This is a genomic window from Acinetobacter pragensis (assembly GCF_001605895.1).
GTDB classification, from domain to species: Bacteria; Pseudomonadota; Gammaproteobacteria; order Pseudomonadales; family Moraxellaceae; genus Acinetobacter; species Acinetobacter pragensis.
This window is the reverse complement of record NZ_LUAW01000012.1, coordinates 78,585-96,184: the sequence shown is the minus strand read 5'-3', so window position 1 is coordinate 96,184 and position 17,600 is coordinate 78,585. Positions and strand designations below refer to the sequence as shown.

Below are 17,600 nucleotides of genomic sequence, written 5' to 3'. Positions count from 1 at the left end.
AAACAGATACATCGCTTAGCGCTTTGCGGGAGAAATGCGGCTGCTTATTTATACTTGAGCTTGGTGATTGCCATGATTGCAAGGAATGACTGAACTGTGCGTTTGCAAGGCTGCAATGAATAAAGGCCTGTTGCGTGATCAGGTTGGTTAATCAATCTGTTGGATTGGCTTGTGTATAGCATCGCTATCTTCGCCGCATCCGGTCTTAACGTACCGCTTCATATTGAATTCTGGCTTCATTAATCCTTTGATTTGATCACTAAATTGACAGCATAAAAGCGGGTTCTGCAGACTTAGAAAATAATTCCTAAAAGTTTTTGAACTAATAAAAATGATAAATTAGATTTATGTGAATACGTGGTTATAATCAATTTAATGACAGAATTACCCAGTCCAGTGGAGCATATCGACATGGCAGGCGAGACCCAAAAAGTAAAAACACAATCTGCAAAAACTTTGTATGACAAATTGTGGGACGATCACTTGGTAAAACAGCGTGATGACGGTTCCAGCCTGCTTTATATCGACCGTCACTTATTGCATGAAGTGACATCTCCGCAAGCGTTTGAGGGCTTGCAGCTTGCCGGGCGCAAGCCTTGGCGTTTAAGCGCGAATGTGGCGACACCGGACCATAATGTGCCAACGTCTAAAAAAGAACGTTCTGAAGGCATTGCCGGCATTGAAGATGATACTTCACGCATTCAAGTGCAAACCTTGGATGATAACTGTAAAACTTTTCATGTTGTTCAGTTTGACATCAATGATGTCCGTCAAGGGATCGCGCATGTGGTGGGCCCTGAACAGGGTTTGACTTTACCGGGCATGACGGTTGTCTGCGGTGACTCGCATACGGCAACGCATGGCGCATTTGGCTGCTTGGCGCATGGTATCGGAACATCTGAAGTTGAGCATGTCTTGGCAACCCAGTGCTTGGTTCAAAAGAAAATGAAAAACATGCTGGTGCGTGTTGACGGTAAATTGGGCCAAGGCGTGACGTCTAAAGACGTAGTGTTGGCTATTATCGGTAAAATTGGCACGGCTGGCGGCACAGGGCATGCCATTGAATTTGGCGGTCAGGTATTCCGTGATATGTCGATTGAAGGCCGCATGACGGTATGCAATATGGCAATTGAAGGCGGCGCCCGTGTCGGCATGGTCGCTGTTGATGAAAAAACCATTGAATATGTGAAAGGCCGTCCTTACGCGCCAAAAGGCGAACAGTGGGATGCCGCGGTTGAATATTGGAATACCTTGCATTCAGATGATGATGCGCATTTTGATACGGTCGTGGTCTTGCAGGGTGAAGAGATTGAACCGCAAGTGTCTTGGGGAACCTCTCCTGAAATGGTGATTCCGGTGTCTCAGGCAGTGCCGACGTTAGAACAGGCCAAAGATGATGTACAGCGCAATGACTGGACACGCGCTTATCAATATATGGGCTTAACTGCGGGTCAGGCCTTGGCGGATATTCAATTGGACCGCGTATTCATCGGTTCTTGCACCAACTCGCGCATTGAAGACATCCGTGCGGCAGCTGAAGTGGCTAGAGGCAAAAAAGTTGCAGGCTCGATCAAGCAAGCGATGGTCGTTCCGGGTTCGGGCTTGGTAAAAGCGCAGGCTGAAGCTGAAGGTTTGGATAAAATCTTAATCGAAGCCGGTTTTGAATGGCGTGAACCGGGCTGCTCAATGTGCTTGGCCATGAATGCGGATAAATTGCAGCCGGGTGAGCATTGCGCTTCAACATCTAACCGCAACTTTGAAGGCCGTCAGGGCAATGGCGGCCGGACGCACTTGGTGAGCCCAGCCATGGCGGCGGCGGCGGCAATTGCCGGTCACTTTGTTGATGTACGTACGTTCTAGTTTAAACCCTCATCCTAGCCTTCTCCCAGCGGGAGAAGGAGCCCCCTCTCATTTTAGGAGAGGGTTAGGGAGAGGTTACGGATTTATTGGGAAATAAACATGAAAAAATATACCGTTGAACAAGGTATCGTTGCACCATTAGACCGTGCCAATGTCGATACAGATTTGATCATTCCGAAACAGTTTTTGAAATCCATTAAACGTACGGGTTTTGGCGACAACTTATTTGATGAATTGCGCTATTTAGATGAAGGCTATTTAGGTCAGGATATTTCAAAGCGTCCCAAAAATCCTGATTTTGTCTTGAATCAGGCACGCTATCAAGGCGCCTCAATTTTAATTTCGCGCGCAAATTTCGGCTGCGGCTCAAGCCGTGAACATGCGCCGTGGGCATTGGAAGAATATGGCTTCCGTACGGTAATTGCGCCGAGCTATGCAGATATTTTCTTTAATAACAGCTTTAAAAACGGCATGCTGCCGGTTATTTTGCCGGAAGAAATTGTCGATCAGTTATTTAAAGAATGCGCCGCAGCGGAAGGCTATCAGCTGGCAATTGATTTGGAAGCGCAAGAAGTGCGTACACCAAGCGGTGAAGCGTTTAAATTTGAAGTCGATCCGTTCCGTAAGCATTGCCTGTTGAACGGTTTGGATGACATTGGCTTAACGTTGCAGGCCGCGGATGATATCCGCGCATATGAAGAAAAAACGCAAAAGTCCCGCCCTTGGGTTTTTGCAGAAATTAAAGGCTAAGCATTCGCCGCATTGGGCTATAGTCATGCCGATGAAGACTTGTTAATATCAGTGAATAATTATAGTCACATATTGCCAGATTTTGTCAGGTTGGATTCGGGTCATGAATAAGCTTTTTGGACGACTTGCTTTGCTCGGGGCTTTTGCTGCTGCATTGACAGCATGTCAAAGTATAAATACTGCACAATTGAAGAATGTGAAGGAAACTGAAAGCACAAAGAATAATGCACTGATTTATTGTGCAGGAACAGATGATTGCGAATTTGAACGGTATGATCAAATCCGTATTTTAGATGCGGCCAATCAGCGTTTGCAGAAATCTGCGGTGAAATCCGGCATCTTGCGCATGCGGACGAAATCATTGCAGGATCCGAATGCACTGTATCTTTCAGTACCGGCTGGGCAGCATGAAGTGGTGATCCGTTTTTATCCTATTTCAAAAGATAAGGCAGAACAGCTGCATGTGATTCACAAATTTAATGCCGGCCAGCGCTATACCTTCAAAATGTACCGAAACCGCATCAAGCAGCAAGGCAGCTTGCTGAATGTTTCCGCACCCGATCCGCTCTGTGTGGATTTGAAGCAGGAACATAAAACTATTCGACGTTTCTGCAAACCGTACAATGTCTTGAATGGGCTGGGCGAGTTTGTAGAAAAAAAATTGTAAAAAACTTTGTTGGTTAAGACAACTGACTTCATAAATGGAACCCTTCATGTCAAAACAAATCTTGATTTTAGCCGGTGACGGCATTGGCCCTGAAATTGTAAAAGCTGCTGAGCAGGTGCTGACTCGCGTCAATGAGAAATTCAATTTAGATTTGGCTTGGGAGCAAGGCTTATTGGGCGGCGCAGCCATTGATGCACATGGTTCGCCCTATCCGGAAGTTACGTCTGAGCAGGCGAAAAAAGCTGATGCTATTTTGCTTGGCGCGGTGGGCGGTCCAAAATGGGATACCATTGAGCGCTCAATCCGCCCAGAGCGCGGTTTGCTGAAATTGCGCAGTGAACTGAATCTGTTTGCAAACTTGCGTCCAGCCATTCTATATCCGCAACTGGCCGATGCTTCAAGCTTAAAGCCTGAAATTGTTGCTGGCTTGGATATTTTGATTGTACGTGAATTGACTGGCGGTATTTACTTTGGCCAGCCTCGCGGTATCCGTGAGCTGGAAAACGGCGAAAAGCAAGGTTTCAACACTGACGTTTATGCAGAGTCTGAAATCAAGCGCATTGCCAAAGTGGCTTTTGAAATGGCGAATCTGCGCGGCGGCAAGGTCTGTTCAGTCGACAAAGCCAACGTTCTTGAAGTGACTGAGCTGTGGAAGCAGACGGTTACTGCGCTAAAAGAAGAAAAATACCCTGAAATCAATTTGTCACACATGTATGTGGACAATGCTGCCATGCAGTTGGTGCGTGCGCCGAAACAGTTTGATGTCATTGTAACGGGCAACTTGTTCGGCGACATTCTGTCTGACGAAGCCGCTATGCTGACAGGTTCGATCGGCATGCTTCCTTCTGCGTCACTGGATGAAAACGGCAAAGGCATGTATGAGCCGTGCCATGGCTCAGCGCCGGATATCGCCGGTCAAAACTTGGCGAACCCATTAGCAACCATTCTTTCTGTTGCGATGATGCTGCGCTATACCTTCCGGGCAGAAGAAGCGGCTAAAGCGATTGAAGATGCAGTCGGCAATGTCTTGGATCAGGGCTTACGTACAGCAGACATCATGTCAGAGGGTATGAGCAAAGTGGGTACAGTCGAAATGGGTCAGGCGGTAGTTGCCGCGTTGAACTAAGTTCAGCTGGACATAAAAAAACGCAGCCAAAGGCTGCGTTTTTTTATGTTTGCACATCAATTAAAAGTTGCGCGCTAACAGGTGCGTCCAGTTAAACGGACTGCTGTCGCAATATTATCTTTTAAGCGGAATTGAATGAGGCATGTCAAATTCACATCATAGCGCGAGTTTCCAGTTGGAATCGGCACAGCTGAACCGCCGCCTAAGCCCATTGCAGGATTGTCCGCCATCGGTAATGGAATGCTGATAGGGCGCGCTACGCGGTAGCTGAGGTAATCAGGGCTGAGTTCAGCAGGATAAGCATACTGATAGCCTATTTTGCTTAGATTTAGCTGTGATTGAATGGTCTGGCTGGATTTGCCGATAAAAGATTCTAAATAGCGTTCACGCTCAGCTATAGAGCTTGTGGGTGTAGTTGTGCAGCCAGCCAATGCCATGATGCTGAGCATGCATACAAAACCCCAATTAAGGCTGAAATGAACTGGGCTTAATTTCATGGGCGAGTTCCTCACGAAATAAATCCAGTTTAGTCAGATATTCATTTGTAACACTGTAGTCATTTGATACACGGTAAAGCCAATATGATCAATTCAATATTTTAAATGCCGTTGGTTTAACAGGCCTTGCCAGCATATTCAATCGATTCAACCGTGATCATCACGGAGTATGAAATCGATTTGGCATTTCATCTGAATATTCAGATTACCTTTGGATTGCATGGAATTAGGCGCACCCATTGCGATACTTGTACCTAAATTGGGTGTTCCCATTGGGATGGGCATATTGCGTAAAATGGTGTAGCTGAGCTTTCCTTGCGTTTCTACCGGGATGCCCGAAACTTTATAGCCGAACTGATCTAAATTGAGCTGTTGTCTAACGTGATCTGCTGATTGTCCGACATAGTGCTGCAGCGATTGGTTGAGTTTATTTTGACTGGTGGCGGCACAGGCAAGACAAAGCATTGGAACTACTAAAATTAGGGCTTTTATACTGTTAAATTTCATTATTATTTAGTCTTTAATACATTGAATTTTTATAATTTTAAAATGTTAAAGAAAGCAGATTTAGAGTCAAATTTTCATGATTCTATGAGGCCGGATATAAAAAAAGCCACAGATTTGTGGCTTTTCCGCTTTCGCTAAAACTTAACGCGCACGGTAAGTGATACGACCTTTCGTTAAGTCGTAAGGTGTCATTTCAACCTTTACACTGTCGCCAGTCAAAATACGGATATAGTGTTTACGCATTTTACCAGAGATGTGAGCAATCACTTCATGACCGTTTTCTAAACGTACACGGAACATAGTATTAGGAAGCGTCTCGGTGACAACGCCTTCGAACTCGATGAGTTCCTCTTTATTGGCCATAGCCTACCTGAATGAATAAATTGGAAAGGCGCAAATTATAGTCAATTTTTTTGCTAAAAACAAGATGAAATGGGCGTCAGAATAATCATCTGCCAGTTAATTAGGCGAACTTGGACGTTAAAAATTTTCTACAAAAAAGTACTTAAGCATGTTGTCAGTTCGGTCAATCGCAGTTAATCTAATTTGAGTCTTTTCGGGTAAAAATTAAGTACATACAAGGAAGGTTTTTGAGTGAGTCAGCTAACCGATGCATCCGTAGTACTGCGATTGGGTTACCAGGCGATTCGTCGAGCTGGTTTGCCAACAGAAGAAATATTAACAAAAGCCGGTGTTGCCTTGGGACAGGTCGAAGCCAATGACCGTACACCTTTAAATGCGCAATATGCGTTTTGGGTTGCGGCTGAAGAAGTCAGCAAAGATCCGGATATCGGCTTGCATTTGGGTGAAAACCTGCCGCTTTACCGCGGACAGGTCATTGAGCATTTATTTGTTTCATCTGATAATTTTGGCGAAGGGCTAAAACGCGCTTTGGCCTATCAGCGTTTGATCAGTGACGCCTTCCATGCCAAATTGGTGGTTGAAGATGACCGCTGCTATCTGAGCAACGGTGTGCAGCCGTGGGCCGAAAATTTGGTGAATCGCCATTTTTCGGAATGCGCCATGTCAGGCGTGCTGCGCTTTTTTAAATTCATTACTGAAGGGCGTTTTCAGCCGATTTATATTGACTTTAACTTCAGTCAGGGCGCGCCGGATGACGAGTATTTCCGCATATATGAATGCCCTGTAAGCTTGGGGCAGAAAGAAACGCGGCTGTATTTTGATCCCAGCATCTTAGAATATCCGCTGTGGCAGGCAGAGCCGGAGCTGCTGCAGCTGCATGAACAGCTGGCCATTGAGAAATTGCAGGAGCTGGCGCGTTATGATTTGGTCGGTGAGGTGCGCCGCGCGATTGGCTCCACGCTGGAAAGCGGTGAAACCACGCTGGAAACAGTGGCGGCTCAGCTGAATATTACGCCACGCCGCCTACGCACGCAGCTGTCGGAAGCCAATACCAGTTTTCAGCAAATTCTTTCTGACTATCGTTGCCGTTTAGCGAAAAAGCTTTTAGCCAATACAGCGGAAAGTGTTGAACGCATTGTCTATTTAACTGGATTTTCTGAACCTAGCACCTTTTACCGTGCATTCAAACGCTGGACCAATGAAACACCCGTTGAGTATAGGAAGCGGAAGCAGCGTTAGTTTTAATCCTCCCAACTTCCCTTCTTGCGCTACGGCCTAAAGCAATGCTTAAGTCTTGCTCAGGGAGGAATTCCCCCTCCTTTTAGGAGGGGTTAGGGGGAGGTAAATATAATTAAAATTGAATTATTCTGGCATATTCAGCCAATGCGGACCCAAAGGCATTTTGGGTAATTCGAACTGTTCCGGATAATCTGCATGAATAAAATATAGGCCATCCGGCGGAGCAGTCACTCCAGCCGCTTTGCGGTCTTCGGCAGCAAAAATTCTGTCAATTTGGTCAATTTCATACATGCCTTGGCCGATTTCCAGCAGGCATCCCATGATATTGCGCACCATATGATGCAAAAAACCGTCGGCCTGAATATCTAAGACCAAATAGCAGCCGTGGCGGATTAATCGGCAATGGCTGACATGGCGTACAGGCTGATTGGATTGGCAGGCGGCTGCGCGGAAGCTTTCGAAATTATGCGTGCCTTCAAACTTTTTCGCCGCTTCAATCATTTTATCCACATCCAGCGGATAGTAAGCATGCGTGACCTGCTTATGCAGCAAGGCTGGGCGCTGAGGGTTATTGTAGACGACATAGCGGTAGCGGCGCGCTTGCGCTTTAAACCGTGCATGAAAGTCACTTTCCATAGGTTTAATCCATTGGATCGCAATATCTTTCGGCAGAATGCTGTTGGCGCCCATCAGCCAGCCGCGGATTGGGCGGATAGCTTCTGTATCAAAATGCGCGACCATGTTGGTCGCATGCACGCCTGCATCGGTACGGCCGGCCCCATGCAGTATCACCGGTTCATTGGCAATTTTGCTTAGGACTTTTTCTAGAGTTTCCTGCACGCTCGGTACGCCGGGCTGCTGTGTTTGCCAGCCTTTGTACTGCATGCCGCAAAACTCTATACCAATTGCAAAACGCTGCATATTTACCTCAGTCATTCTAATCTTGCCAATGCAGATGCCATTGGTCTACAGCGTCGTATTGTAAATACATTTTTAAGGCTTTTGCATAAAGATCTGCATGGCTGTGGCAATTGCTGACCAGAAAATTTCCATCAGCAATCCATTGACTGATGGCGTAGCGCTGATCGATGCCGCCAAAAGGCACTTGCGTTGTAACAATTACGGCGCATCCGCGCTGCATCAGCTTTTGCAGGAGCAAGACAGCATCTGTGCTGACTGCAATATTGCCTGTGCCGAAGCCTTGTAAAATAAGAACATGGGGCGGCCGGTCAAAGATGGCTTGCAAATTGCTGCAGAGCAGTTCTGGCGCGATCGGCTGCATCATCAAGCTCATGCAGTTAAAATGGCGGGCTTTCTCGATATGCGTTTCATGCACAATCAGCGGTACCCATCCGGTATGCAGCTCATTCTCGGCGGATGTGCCGGCAAAAGCATTCAGTGCAGTGGTATGTATTTTTAAGGCTGAGGATGCATGAATCAGCTGATGATGAAAGGCCAAATATACACCAGCAGGCGCTTTGACTGCAGACTCCAGCGCAAAATTCAGGTTGTCGATGGCATCTGTAAATTCGCGGCTGTCGGTGCCTTGCACATTCAGTAAAGGATACTGGCTGCCCGTCAGGATGACATGCGCGGATTGCCCGATAAAGCGCGACAGCACCGCGCTGGCATAGCTCAGGGTATCTGTGCCATGGATAATGACAAAATGCTGATACTGCTGCAGCTGAAGATGCTGAATTTGCGCCAGCAGCTGCAGCCAGTCACTGGCAATGCAGGCGCTGCTGTCACGGATGACGGGTGCAGTAAAGCATTCAATTTCAAGATCAAGCGGCAGGACATGCAGAAGTTTAGGAATAAACTGTTCTGCCGGCATTGGGCTTAAGGGTTCACCCGTGCAGCCAAAGGTGCCGCCCATATAAATCAAGGCTATTTTTTTCATCATAAAAAAAGCAGTCGAGGATGACTGCTTTAGTTTAAATCGAAACGCTTTAAGATGCGATTTGATTCAGTAACAGATCTGCCTGCTGGCGCTGTGCGGTAGAAAATTCAGTTTCTTTTTCTGCCAGCAATTCGCGTGCCGCATCAAATGCGCCCAATTTAATATATTGCTGTGCAAGCTCAAGATTGATTTCAATTTCGCTGCTTGCGGCTAATTCCGGGAATGATTGAATCAGCGGATCGCTGCTGTCTGCGGGTACAGCCGCAGGTGAGCTGACATTGCTGATGTCAAAGTTGACGCCGGCGGAAGGCGCTGCAGCAGTCAGTGTGTCTGCAACTGCAGGTTCTGCTGCGGCAGGCTCCAATGAGCCAAGGTCAAAATTCAGCGCTGATGGAGCTTTTGGATCTTCGGCTGCTTCCGGTGTATCGAGCGAGAAAGAAAAATCTAAAGGCTGAATTTCTTCCTGAGCTGGCGCTTCAGGCACTGCTTTGCTTTCTGGAGATAGGTTTAAAGAAAAATCTAAGGGTTTGATTTCTTTATGTACTGGCGCCTCAGGTACAGCTTTAGATTCCGGTGCTGTTTCTTCGATGGAAAAAGAACCGAAATCGACCAAGGGCACAGCTTCTACAGCGGGTGCAGGCGTTTCCGCTTTAGGTGCGCTCTCAAAAGATAAGTTAAACTCCAGCGGCTTGATTTCTTCAGTTGCCGGTTGTGCGGGTTCAGTCGGTTTAGGCGCAGTGCTTGGAGCAAGCGTTTCAAAGCTCAGATCAGCTTTGGGCTCAGCTGCAGCCGAAGAGCCTGTCATTAATGCATCAAAATCAGCAGTATTCTGCACCTTAGCGGCAGGGGCAGGCTCTGCGCTAATTGTTGGACTGATAAACGCAATTGCTTCATCAGCATTGTGCTGAGATTTTTCAAATTCGGACTGTTTGGCTTCCGCCTGCGCTAAAATATCATCCAGCTCTAATGAACGTAAATGATTGAGCAATTGGCTGATTGCAAATTCATCTTTTTGCAGCACATGAATATCTAAAAGATACAAATACAGCTCATGCTGTGAATTGTCTTTTTTCAGCGCCTGATTAATTTGCGCTTCTGCAGAGAAAAAATTACGCTCTTGAATTAAGCTTTCAATTTTATTGCGTGTATCAGCCGTCAGCGGAGTGGTCTGCTTCTTTTCGACAACTGAATTTTGAACAGCTTGCGTTTTATTTGGGGCAACTTTAGCTGATGAGCTGGTTTTCTTGGCTTTGCTTTTTTGCGTTGCCGCGGTTGCATTAGATTTTTCAGAACCTTGAGCATCTTGGCGTTTTTTCAAGACCACCAAAACAATCAGCAAGATTATAAATGGAATCACATACAGCATGTTATTACCCCTTGAGGACAGAGCGTAGAGAAGGTGTGCTCATCCTTTTTAAATCGTCATATGTAACATTTTAGTTGATTGGCTTTTTCTCTGTCTGGCGCGCTTTCAGCTGCTGCTCAAGCTGTGCAAGACGAGTGTTTAATAATTGAATTCTATGATCCTTTTGATTTAGCGCCAATTCTAATTGGGTTACGTTTCTCTGTAATTTAACGGTTTTTTCACGAGATGTCATAACTTTTAATGATAACTCGTTCGAAGTTTGATTTTTTTCTGTGTTTCTATTTGCAGAAGCATGCGCCGAATCTTGCGTTTTCTCCGCGATCAGGCTCATTTCAGCTTCATTCAGGCGGTATTTGGTCTTGCCTGATTGAGTTGACGGCATTTGCTTCAAGGCCGCTGCAGAAATTTTCGGATGCTCTTTTGATGGCGCCGAGCCATTCAAATTTAATGCGGCGCCGCGCTTTAAGCGGTTGGAGTCACCCTGAATGAACGCGTGTTCATTGTTGGCTTTAATTTGCTTCATGACGTCGCCCACTGAACGGTTTTCCCCAGCGGCAATGCGCGCTGCAATTCCCCACAGCGACTCATTCGAACGGACCACATAGCTTTGTGTAGCGGCAGGTTGTACGGCTTTTGCTACAGATGCAGTTTCAGGCTGAGGTCTTGCCGCCTGAGGGGCTGGGGCTGCTGTCCGCTGAGCGGCTTGTTGAGCTGCAAATTTTTGCGCCAGCGGGTCGCTGGAAATTTGGTTTTTCTCAGTGGCTTCGGGTCTTGCTGCCGGCATATTTTTTGTGTTCAGCGGGGCAGGCGCTGCGGATGAAGCCGCGGCAGTGACCGGTGCAGGGATAGAAACAGCAGCAGGCGCAGAAATAGGCATAGATGCCGTCATTTTTTCTAAGCTTGGCGGTAAGGCTGCGCTGATCGCCAAAGGCGCTTCTTTGAGTTTGCCGGTAGCTTCTGTCTTTAATGCGGTGTATTGGGTGCTGACTGGCAGGTTCAGGGCAATGTCATTTTCATTGCTGATAATAATGGGCGCAAGGGTTCGTTCATTCCGCGCGGTATTGATTTGCTGGCTAAGCGGCATGCTGCGCTTGAGCGGTGTTTTTATCTGCTGCAGGCGGGATGATTCGCCTTCAGAAACTTTGACAATAATATTCAGCTCTGCATCAGTCAGCGGGCGAGAAGAGGTAATGGTAATCACCCCAGCGCCTGAGCTGTCTTTGCGGGTAAAGAAGTTTAAATGTCCAGGGGGCTGATGCCCCGCACCTATAGCGATGAGATCTTCTGCAGAGGCTAAGCCTGCGCGGATGGATGCATTCGGATCTGCATTGCGGAAATTGATTTCTGCATACAGAAGTTCCCCAGGCGCTGACTGAATTTGAATCGGGTCCAGCGTAATTGCATGAATGTTCTGCGACGCAATAATGGCTAAAATGGCAATCTTTAATTTGTTATATACATTCATCTTAATCTTTAGCTCAGGCGATGCCGCATAGCGAAAATGATAGATTAACGGCATGTTGAAGAATTGTAAAATATTTACAAGACTGCTACACAAAAAAGCCGATCAATTGAGATCGGCTTTTCATATTTCTAAATTATTTATATGCGCTTAAGCATGCAAATTTAGGCGTTCTTAAAGTCAATTAAGATGCGTAGCATGCGGCGAAGCGGTTCAGCTGCGCCCCAAAGCAACTGGTCGCCGACAGTGAATGCGCCCAGATATTCTTTACCCATATTCAGTTTGCGCAGACGGCCAACCGGAACAGATAACGTGCCTGTAACCGCCACTGGGGTCAGATCGGTCATAGACGCTTCGCGGGTATTCGGAACAACTTTTGACCAGTCATTGGCGCTTGCGATGATATCTTCGATTTCATCCAATGGAACGTCTTTGCGAAGTTTCAGCGTCAAGGCTTGTGAATGGCAGCGCATTGCGCCGATACGCACACAGTGGCCGTCAATTGGCACAATTTGCTGATTGCCTAAGATTTTGTTGGTTTCAACCTGGCCTTTCCATTCTTCTTTCGATTGACCGCTTTCCAGCTGTTTGTCGATATAAGGAATGAGTGAACCGGCTAAAGGCACGCCAAAGTTTGCAGACGGGAAACCTTCACTGCGCTGCAGCGCGGCAATTTTAGAGTCAATATCTAAGATTGGAGAACGCGGGTCATCCAGCAGATCTTTGGTATTGTTATATAAATAACCCATGCCGTTGATCAGCTCACGCATGTTTTGCGCGCCGGCGCCTGAAGCGGCCTGATAAGTCATTGAAGTTGCCCATTCCACCAAATTGTTTTGGAAGAGGCCGCCGAGACCCATCAGCATTAAAGACACAGTGCAGTTGCCGCCCACGAAAGTTTTCGTGCCTTTCACCAAACCGTCTTTAATCACGTTCATATTGACTGGATCAAGCACGATAATCGCTTCATCATCCATACGCAGGGTAGATGCGGCGTCAATCCAGTAGCCTTTCCAGCCTTCAGCTTTCAATTTAGGGAAAACGTCAGTCGTGTAGTCGCCGCCTTGGCAGGTAATAATGACATCCATTTGCTTCAGACTGTTAATGTCTGACGCATCCATAAGTGCTGGGGCGGTCTTGCCGCAAAACGCAGGCGCTTCACCGCCAGCATTACTGGTAGAAAAATAAAATGGCTCAAAATGAGCGAAATCATTTTCTTCAACCATACGTTGCATCAGGACAGAACCAACCATCCCGCGCCAACCGACCAGACCTACTTTCATGTCACTTTGCCTCGGTGCGTTAAAAAATAAAAAGGGGGTTCGAGTGTATCAAAAGAGCGTATAACTGCAAGCGCTGCAGAATGAAAACACCAATTATATTGTGCAATATATCTTGTTTATGTTACATGCAAAATTGATATAAATTTATGAATCAATAAAAAATTAAGAATATAAAACGGAGGCTGAAATGATTTGGATTGAGGTTTTAGCGCTGATTGCCGTTTGGCTGACATTTTGGTCGCTGATTCCACGGGATGAATGGTGGTTTCGCGGTGCAGATTTTCCACGGCTGCAAATTTTAGCTTTGGGCTTTATTGCATTTGCCTTGCTGCTGGTTTGGCCGCAGCCTTGGGATATGGTGCGTGAAGTTATTTTAGTCATGCTGATAGCCGCTTTGGCTTACCAATTAAAGATGGTGCTGCCGTATACATTTTTATGGAAAAAACAGGTCAAAAAAGTCAAAAATGAGCAGCTGAATCCTGAACGCCAGATTTCGTTAATTGTCTCGAATGTGCTGACACCGAATGATAAATATCATTTGCTGATTGCAGAAATTGAAAAATATCAGCCGGATTTGGTACTGACTTTGGAAACAGATCAAACTTGGCAAAATGCCTTGTCCGTTATCGAAAAAGACTATTTATACCGTGTGCCGGTGCCGCTGGATAATCTATACGGCATGCATTTGTACAGCCGCCTGCCGCTGCAGGAGACTGAAGTTAAATTTATTTTAAGCGATGAAATTCCTTCAATTCATACCACGGTCATGCTGCGTTCAGGAGAAGCGGTACAGCTGTATTGCCTGCATCCCAAGCCGCCCAGCCCAACAGAAGCCAAAGATTCAACTTTGCGTGATGCAGAACTGCTGATTGTCGGCGATCAGATCAAAGATTTAGATGAAAGTTGCATTGTTATGGGCGACCTGAATGATGTGGCCTGGTCGCGGACGACGCGCCTGTTTCAGCGGATCAGCGGGCTGCTTGACCCTCGGGTGGGGCGGCACTATGTAAATACTTTTCATGCGGACTACCCTTTATTGCGCTGGTCGCTGGATCATGTTTTTCACAGCACCGACTTTGCTTTGGTGAAGATGAAACGCTTGCGGCATATCGGTTCAGACCATTTCCCTGTCTATGTATCGCTTCAGACCGGAAGGGTTTTTGAGCAAATACAGGACGAGCTGGAGCAAACCGATGCCGATGAGCAGGAAGCGCAAGAGGCGATTCAGGAAGGCATTGAAAAAGCAGAGAAAGAGGAAAAAACAGTGACGGATGAAATTGCACAGGATTATAAAGGCGGCGGAAAGGCGCAATAGATCTTTAAGTGATTTTAAGAGAAAAGTGTAAGAAATGGCTTACATTGATTTCGGTTGATGGCGCATAGGCAAGCTTTAGAAAACCGCCTATTCTACATTCATCGGCAAATGGAACTGGGAATGGATTATCCCCTAAGGAAGACGACGCTGATGGCAATCATCATGGATATGATGCAGGAAAGGAAAGCCACCCGAAAAGAATAACAAGACTTGTGAAAGCACAACCTCATCAACCCGAGTTTTGCAGGATGCAGAACTCGGGTTTGGTCTATCTGCAGGCTGCGTTTTTTATTTTGCATTTGGCACTATTCAATTTAGAGTATGCGCAGAACAATGAAAGAAAAAAATAAGAGAGTTTTATGAACACCTCCATACTGTATGAATGGCGCAGCGCCGTTCTTCAATCGGCGCATTTGTCCCATGATGCTTGGCTGATTTATACAGGGCTGCTGGTTTATTTGCTTGCAGCTTTGATTCATCAGCGGCAATTGAAATCCAATTATGCGATTTGGTCTGTGGTCATTGTCGCTTTAGCTGTAGAGCTGTTCGGCGCGCGCCATGACATTTTTGATAAAGGCTATTGGCGGATTGGCGCCAGCCTGCGCGATATTGTGAATATGGTTTTACTGCCTTTGATTCTATGGCTGAGTGTAAAATACCGGGTATGGAAGGGATGATGCAAAGCGCGGATGCAATGACGGCCGTGGAAATATTGCTGCAGGATCATCCCAGCGAAGCTTTAGATATCAGTATTTATCGAGCGAATGGCTCATTAGCGCAAAAGCCAATTCGGCCGGTGGATTTCTTGCATTCTTTACATAGTTGAGCCGCATAGTCGAGCCACAGCAAGATACTAGAAACTTTTCATTGCTTGGGAAAATGCAATTTCAGCTGGATATTGAGCTGTATGTCCTCCACATTAGCTGGCTTATCCCAATTTCCTGCCTTTCTGTGCTGGCAGCTTAATGACGCAAGCCATGTTGTTTTAAAGATGAAAACGCCCATCAAAAGTTTTAGCGATAGAGCATCAAGCCATTAACTTTTATAAATAGATGGATTTGGTCAGGAAAAAATCGGCCTTGCATTTACTCAGCCACATTAAACACTGGCTCAGACCATGCAAAGCGATTTGGGAAAATAAGCGCCTTTAATTTAAAAGCTGTTGATATAGATCCAGCGTCTGATCGCACATGTCTTTTAAACTGAACATATTGACAGGCTCGACCTGCTTCGGCGCATCAATATGCTTTTTCACAGCACTCAGCAAGGCGCTTTGGTCATCCACAGCAATTAAGCCTTGCGGATAAACATGGGATAGAATTTCCGCGACACCGCCGCGGTTCCATCCAATCACCGGCGTTCCCACTGACAGCGCTTCTAAAGCCGTACGGCCAAAAGTTTCCGCCTGATTAGACAGGGACAGCACCACATCGCTGAATGCCAGCCATTCGCGGATATCTGAACGGTGGCCTGCAAAAGTGATTTTTTCACTCAGGCCTTTGGCTTGAATGCTGTCCTGCATTTCTTTTAAATACGCGGCTTTCTTTGGGTCTGCACCGCCCACCACCACAGCATGCAGCTGCGGATAATGCTGCTGCAGCTGCTGAACGAGGGCAATCAAAGTTTCGTGGCCTTTGAGGCGGGTAATGCGTCCTGGCAGGCAGATGAGAAACTTATTTTCCAATTCAGGAAAATCTTTGAAAGTTTGATTCTGCCACTGCGCCGATGGCTGATAGCCATGCGGAAAGGCGTTTGGATCGATGCCGCGGTAAATACGCACGATATCTTCAGGCGGGCAATTTTTATAATTGTCGGTAATGTATTTCACCACACTGTCGGATACGGCAATGACTTTCTCTGCCTGCGTCATAATTTGGCTGTAACGGTTGATGGAATAAAAACCATGTACCGTAGTGATGAGATGCGGGCGCTGATGTGCAGGAATGCCTTTGAGCGCAAAATGGGTCAGCCATGCCGGAACCCGTGAGCGGACATGCACAATGTCGGGACGATGCTGCAGAATCAATTTGCGCAGCGGACGGATCTGCCACAGGCTGGACAGGGCTTTTTTATGCACAGGCAAGGTTAAATGCGTTGAACCTTCGGCTTCCAGCTGTGTCACCATGCGGCCGCCATTGGAGACCACAAGGGATTCATGTCCACCGGCGATCAGCGCGCGGGCGATTTCTAATGTACCGCGTTCCACACCGCCGCTGTTCAGTTCAGGCAAAAGCTGCATCACTTTCATCGCACATCTCTCTATGATTTTTGTTAGATCTATGATTTTGTTGGATGGAATTTAGTAAATCTTTTCATAACCGTTTGGGCGGGTTTTAAAACGGCGGTGGAACCACATGTATTGCGTAGGGGCAATGCGCAGCTGTCTTTCAATAATCTGATTAACGCGTATGGCATCAGCAACTTCATCTTCGCTGGGAAAGTGATCCAAAGCGGGTTCAAGGAGCACATGATATTGAGGATTGCGGATATCTCCGTCACGGTAAAAATACAGCGGCACAGCGGCGGCTTTCGATATTTTCATGAGCCGGCGGTGCGCTGTTACAGTGGCGGCGGGAACACCAAAAAATGGCGCCATGACGCCTTGCTTAAGGCCAAAATCCTGATCTGGGCTGTACCAAATGGCTTGCCCATGTTTTAACTGACGAATCAGTCCACGCATATCATCGTGGTCAACCTGATGTTCATAAATGGTTGCGCGGCAGCGGTAAATCAGCATGTCCAATAGTGGATTATTCTGTGGACGGTAAACCACGCCTAATTTAAAAAACTGATCACAGAGATAACCGCCTGCATCTAAAAGAGTCGAATGCGTACCTAAAAGCAATACACCGCGGCCTTCAGTTTGCGCTTTTTCAAGGTGTTCTAAGCCTTCAACACTAAAGCGATTTTTAAACCATTGAGGGCTATACCACGCATTTAAAGTTTCAAAAATGCCAATCATCTGATCGACAAAAACTTGGCGCGCATTCTGCTGCACCTGTTCCGCTGTCCACTCAGGAAAACACACTTCCAAGTTGCGCACAGCGGTTTTGCGGCGTGACTTTAAATATTTGAATGCAGTATTGCCTATAAGCGCCGCCAAACGGTGCTGAATAGCCCACGGCAAGATCGCCAAAATCATCAGGAAAACAATCCCAATCCAAATACCCCAATATTGAGGCAGCAAGAAAGACCATTGAAATGCACCAGGCTGATAATCAGGCTTTTGACTCATAAGAACTAAATCAAATTTTAAAAATAGCGC

18 protein-coding genes are annotated in these 17,600 nt (G+C 46.6%); 8 read left to right on the top strand and 10 right to left on the bottom strand.

Going from position 1 to position 17,600, the window contains the following annotated elements; genetic code table 11:
• Window positions 1-411: 411 nt before the first annotated feature.
• The 4 genes from leuC to leuB all read left to right on the top strand — a co-directional run bounded on the left by leuC (window position 412) and on the right by leuB (window position 4,403).
• A complete protein-coding gene (gene leuC, locus AZH43_RS04020; RefSeq protein ID WP_067666838.1) occupies window positions 412-1,860 on the top strand; it encodes a 3-isopropylmalate dehydratase large subunit in 1,449 nt (482 codons plus the stop codon).
• 99 nt (window positions 1,861-1,959) lie between these two features.
• Entirely contained in the window at window positions 1,960-2,610 is a 651-nt protein-coding gene (leuD, locus tag AZH43_RS04015; RefSeq protein WP_067666836.1) for a 3-isopropylmalate dehydratase small subunit, read from the top strand.
• 103 nt (window positions 2,611-2,713) lie between these two features.
• Window positions 2,714-3,277: a hypothetical protein gene (locus AZH43_RS04010; protein ID WP_067666834.1), complete on the top strand. Its 564-nt coding sequence runs from the start codon at window positions 2,714-2,716 to the stop codon at window positions 3,275-3,277.
• 46 nt (window positions 3,278-3,323) lie between these two features.
• Window positions 3,324-4,403, top strand: a complete 1,080-nt coding sequence (gene leuB, locus AZH43_RS04005; protein ID WP_067666832.1) for a 3-isopropylmalate dehydrogenase — start codon at window positions 3,324-3,326, stop codon at window positions 4,401-4,403.
• A gap of 74 nt (window positions 4,404-4,477) precedes the next feature.
• Here leuB and AZH43_RS04000 read toward each other — a convergent pair whose 3' ends face one another.
• The 3 genes from AZH43_RS04000 to infA all read right to left on the bottom strand — a co-directional run bounded on the left by AZH43_RS04000 (window position 4,478) and on the right by infA (window position 5,770).
• Window positions 4,478-4,900 (bottom strand): hypothetical protein, encoded by a 423-nt coding sequence (locus tag AZH43_RS04000; protein ID WP_227509782.1) that lies wholly within the window; start codon window positions 4,898-4,900, stop codon window positions 4,478-4,480.
• A 147-nt stretch (window positions 4,901-5,047) separates the two neighbouring features.
• Window positions 5,048-5,407, bottom strand: coding sequence for a hypothetical protein (locus AZH43_RS03995; RefSeq protein WP_227509781.1), 360 nt, complete (start codon window positions 5,405-5,407; stop codon window positions 5,048-5,050).
• Between the two features lie 141 nt (window positions 5,408-5,548).
• Complete coding sequence (infA, locus tag AZH43_RS03990; protein ID WP_001284370.1) at window positions 5,549-5,770, bottom strand: translation initiation factor IF-1; 222 nt, start codon at window positions 5,768-5,770, stop codon at window positions 5,549-5,551.
• A 231-nt stretch (window positions 5,771-6,001) separates the two neighbouring features.
• On the opposite strand from infA, the gene AZH43_RS03985 reads away from it, so the two are divergent.
• Window positions 6,002-7,009 carry an AraC family transcriptional regulator gene (locus AZH43_RS03985; RefSeq protein WP_067666830.1) on the top strand — a complete coding sequence of 336 codons (1,008 nt, stop codon included), beginning with the start codon at window positions 6,002-6,004 and terminating at the stop codon, window positions 7,007-7,009.
• A 123-nt stretch (window positions 7,010-7,132) separates the two neighbouring features.
• On the opposite strand, the gene truA is transcribed toward AZH43_RS03985, so the two are convergent.
• The 5 genes from truA to asd all read right to left on the bottom strand — a co-directional run bounded on the left by truA (window position 7,133) and on the right by asd (window position 13,020).
• Complete coding sequence (gene truA, locus AZH43_RS03980) at window positions 7,133-7,930, bottom strand: tRNA pseudouridine(38-40) synthase TruA (protein WP_067666970.1); 798 nt, start codon at window positions 7,928-7,930, stop codon at window positions 7,133-7,135.
• 16 nt (window positions 7,931-7,946) lie between these two features.
• The gene (locus AZH43_RS03975) at window positions 7,947-8,912 is read right to left on the bottom strand and encodes an asparaginase domain-containing protein (RefSeq protein ID WP_067666828.1); all 966 of its coding nucleotides are present in this window, start codon (window positions 8,910-8,912) and stop codon (window positions 7,947-7,949) included.
• A 46-nt stretch (window positions 8,913-8,958) separates the two neighbouring features.
• The gene (locus tag AZH43_RS03970; RefSeq protein WP_067666826.1) at window positions 8,959-10,275 is read right to left on the bottom strand and encodes a fimbrial protein FimV; all 1,317 of its coding nucleotides are present in this window, start codon (window positions 10,273-10,275) and stop codon (window positions 8,959-8,961) included.
• 70 nt (window positions 10,276-10,345) lie between these two features.
• Complete coding sequence (locus tag AZH43_RS03965) at window positions 10,346-11,740, bottom strand: FimV/HubP-related protein (RefSeq protein WP_067666968.1); 1,395 nt, start codon at window positions 11,738-11,740, stop codon at window positions 10,346-10,348.
• Between the two features lie 161 nt (window positions 11,741-11,901).
• A complete protein-coding gene (asd, locus tag AZH43_RS03960) occupies window positions 11,902-13,020 on the bottom strand; it encodes an aspartate-semialdehyde dehydrogenase (RefSeq protein ID WP_067666824.1) in 1,119 nt (372 codons plus the stop codon).
• 187 nt (window positions 13,021-13,207) lie between these two features.
• Here asd and AZH43_RS03955 point away from each other — a divergent pair, with 187 nt between their 5' ends.
• From AZH43_RS03955 to AZH43_RS18530, 3 genes are all read left to right on the top strand, one after another.
• Window positions 13,208-14,335, top strand: a complete 1,128-nt coding sequence (locus AZH43_RS03955; RefSeq protein WP_067666822.1) for an endonuclease/exonuclease/phosphatase family protein — start codon at window positions 13,208-13,210, stop codon at window positions 14,333-14,335.
• 359 nt (window positions 14,336-14,694) lie between these two features.
• The gene (locus tag AZH43_RS03945; RefSeq protein ID WP_067666819.1) at window positions 14,695-15,012 is read left to right on the top strand and encodes a hypothetical protein; all 318 of its coding nucleotides are present in this window, start codon (window positions 14,695-14,697) and stop codon (window positions 15,010-15,012) included.
• Window positions 15,012-15,161 carry a hypothetical protein gene (locus AZH43_RS18530; RefSeq protein ID WP_161485905.1) on the top strand — a complete coding sequence of 50 codons (150 nt, stop codon included), beginning with the start codon at window positions 15,012-15,014 and terminating at the stop codon, window positions 15,159-15,161. Before AZH43_RS03945 ends, AZH43_RS18530 begins: the two co-directional genes overlap by 1 nt.
• A 321-nt stretch (window positions 15,162-15,482) precedes the next feature.
• Here the strand turns inward: AZH43_RS18530 and AZH43_RS03940 are convergent, their stop codons facing one another.
• Together AZH43_RS03940 and lpxL are read right to left on the bottom strand one after the other, a co-directional pair.
• The gene (locus AZH43_RS03940; protein ID WP_067666816.1) at window positions 15,483-16,583 is read right to left on the bottom strand and encodes a glycosyltransferase family 4 protein; all 1,101 of its coding nucleotides are present in this window, start codon (window positions 16,581-16,583) and stop codon (window positions 15,483-15,485) included.
• Window positions 16,584-16,634: 51 nt separating this feature from the next.
• A complete protein-coding gene (lpxL, locus tag AZH43_RS03935; RefSeq protein ID WP_067666813.1) occupies window positions 16,635-17,570 on the bottom strand; it encodes an LpxL/LpxP family Kdo(2)-lipid IV(A) lauroyl/palmitoleoyl acyltransferase in 936 nt (311 codons plus the stop codon).
• Between the last annotated feature and the right edge of the window lie 30 nt (window positions 17,571-17,600).